Genomic DNA, 2,822 nt, shown 5'->3' with positions numbered 1-2,822 from the left:
GAAAGCTGACGTGAATAACGAGTTGCCTGTTGGCTTCGCTATCACTGAATTAGTTAGTAGTTCGTTCATTCGCTACAAGGCCAGAAACACTTCTTGGGTGTTGTATGGTTAAGCCTCACGGGTAATTAGTACGGGTTAGCTCAATGCATCGCTGCACTTACACACCCCGCCTATCAACGTTGTGGTCTCCAACGGCCCTTTAGGACCCTCAAGGGGTCAGGGATGACTCATCTCAGGGCTCGCTTCCCGCTTAGATGCTTTCAGCGGTTATCGATTCCGAACTTAGCTACCGGGCAGTGCCACTGGCGTGACAACCCGAACACCAGAGGTTCGTTCACTCCGGTCCTCTCGTACTAGGAGCAACTCCCTTCAATCATCCAACGCCCACGGCAGATAGGGACCGAACTGTCTCACGACGTTCTGAACCCAGCTCGCGTACCACTTTAAATGGCGAACAGCCATACCCTTGGGACCGACTTCAGCCCCAGGATGTGATGAGCCGACATCGAGGTGCCAAACACCGCCGTCGATATGAACTCTTGGGCGGTATCAGCCTGTTATCCCCGGAGTACCTTTTATCCGTTGAGCGATGGCCCTTCCATTCAGAACCACCGGATCACTATGACCTACTTTCGTACCTGCTCGACCTGTCCGTCTCGCAGTTAAGCTGGCTTATGCCATTGCACTAACCTCCTGATGTCCGACCAGGATTAGCCAACCTTCGTGCTCCTCCGTTACTCTTTGGGAGGAGACCGCCCCAGTCAAACTACCCACCAGGCACTGTCCGCGAGCCCGATTCAGGGCCCTGCGTTAGAACATCAAACATACAAGGGTGGTATTTCAAGGACGGCTCCAGCGCAACTGGCGTCACGCCTTCAAAGCCTCCCACCTATCCTACACATGTAGGTTCAATGTTCAGTGCCAAGCTGTAGTAAAGGTTCACGGGGTCTTTCCGTCTAGCCGCGGGTACACCGCATCTTCACGGCGAATTCGATTTCACTGAGTCTCGGGTGGAGACAGCATGGCCATGGTTACACCATTCGTGCAGGTCGGAACTTACCCGACAAGGAATTTCGCTACCTTAGGACCGTTATAGTTACGGCCGCCGTTTACCGGGGCTTCGATCAAGAGCTTCGCTTGCGCTAACCCCATCAATTAACCTTCCGGCACCGGGCAGGTGTCACACCCTATACGTCCACTTTCGTGTTTGCAGAGTGCTGTGTTTTTGATAAACAGTCCCAGCCATCTGGTCACTGCGACTCCCAACTGCTCCATCCGCAAGGGACTTCACTGTCAAGAGCGAACCTTCTCCCGAAGTTACGGTTCTATTTTGCCTAGTTCCTTCACCCGAGTTCTCTCAAGCGCCTTGGTATTCTCTACCCGACCACCTGTGTCGGTTTGGGGTACGATGACTTGTAATCTGAAGCTTAGAGGCTTTTCCTGGAAGCAGGGCATCAATGGCTTCACCACCGTAGTGGCTTCGTCTCGTGTCTCAGTGTTGTGTCTCCGGATTTGCCTAGAAACACCACCTACGCACTTTCACCAGGACAACCGTCGCCTGGCCCACCTAGCCTTCTCCGTCCCCCCATCGCAATTACAAGTCGTGCAGGAATATTAACCTGCTTCCCATCGATTACGCCTTTCGGCCTCACCTTAGGGGTCGACTCACCCTGCCCCGATTAACGTTGGACAGGAACCCTTGGTCTTCCGGCGAGGAGGCTTTTCACCCCCTTTATCGTTACTTACGTCAGCATTCGCACTTCTGATATCTCCAGCATACCTCTCGATACACCTTCGCAGACTTACAGAACGCTCCCCTACCACTCACACATAAGTGTGAATCCGCGGCTTCGGTGCCTGGTTTGAGCCCCGTTACATCTTCCGCGCAGGCCGACTCGACTAGTGAGCTATTACGCTTTCTTTAAATGATGGCTGCTTCTAAGCCAACATCCTAGCTGTCTGAGCCTTCCCACATCGTTTCCCACTTAACCAGAACTTTGGGACCTTAGCCGGCGGTCTGGGTTGTTTCCCTCTTCACGACGGACGTTAGCACCCGCCGTGTGTCTCCCGGATATTACTTACTGGTATTCGGAGTTTGCATGGAGTTGGTAAGTCGGGATGACCCCCTAGTCCAAACAGTGCTCTACCCCCAGTAGTATTCGTCCGAGGCGCTACCTAAATAGCTTTCGGGGAGAACCAGCTATCTCCGAGTTTGATTGGCCTTTCACCCCCAGCCACAGGTCATCCCCTAACTTTGCAACGTTAGTGGGTTCGGTCCTCCAGTTGATGTTACTCAACCTTCAACCTGCCCATGGCTAGATCACCCGGTTTCGGGTCTACACCTTGCAACTAGACGCCCAGTTAAGACTCGGTTTCCCTACGGCTCCCCTATACGGTTAACCTCGCTACAAAATGTAAGTCGCTGACCCATTATACAAAAGGTACGCAGTCACCCCGAAGGGCTCCCACTGCTTGTACGTACACGGTTTCAGGTTCTATTTCACTCCCCTCACAGGGGTTCTTTTCGCCTTTCCCTCACGGTACTGGTTCACTATCGGTCAGTCAGGAGTATTTAGCCTTGGAGGATGGTCCCCCCATATTCAGACAGGATGTCACGTGTCCCGCCCTACTCGATTTCACTTCAAGGTCGTTTTCATGTACGGGGCTATCACCCTGTATCGCTGGCCTTTCCAGGACCATTCCACTAACTTCCAAGAAACTTAAGGGCTAATCCCCGTTCGCTCGCCGCTACTGAGGGAATCTCGGTTGATTTCTTTTCCTCGGGGTACTTAGATGTTTCAGTTCTCCCGGTTCGCCTCGTT

The 2,822-nt window shown here is 53.0% G+C and carries 1 rRNA gene; it reads right to left on the bottom strand.

Features of this window, described 5'->3' with window-relative positions:
- Nucleotides 1–104: 104 nt before the first annotated feature.
- Nucleotides 105–2,822 (bottom strand): 23S ribosomal RNA (locus GWQ27_RS22150); the annotation flags it as partial.

This window comes from Aeromonas sp. 5HA1, from assembly GCF_029237245.1.
Lineage (GTDB): Bacteria > Pseudomonadota > Gammaproteobacteria > Enterobacterales > Aeromonadaceae > Aeromonas > Aeromonas salmonicida.
This window is presented reverse-complemented; position numbering and strand designations above follow the sequence as displayed.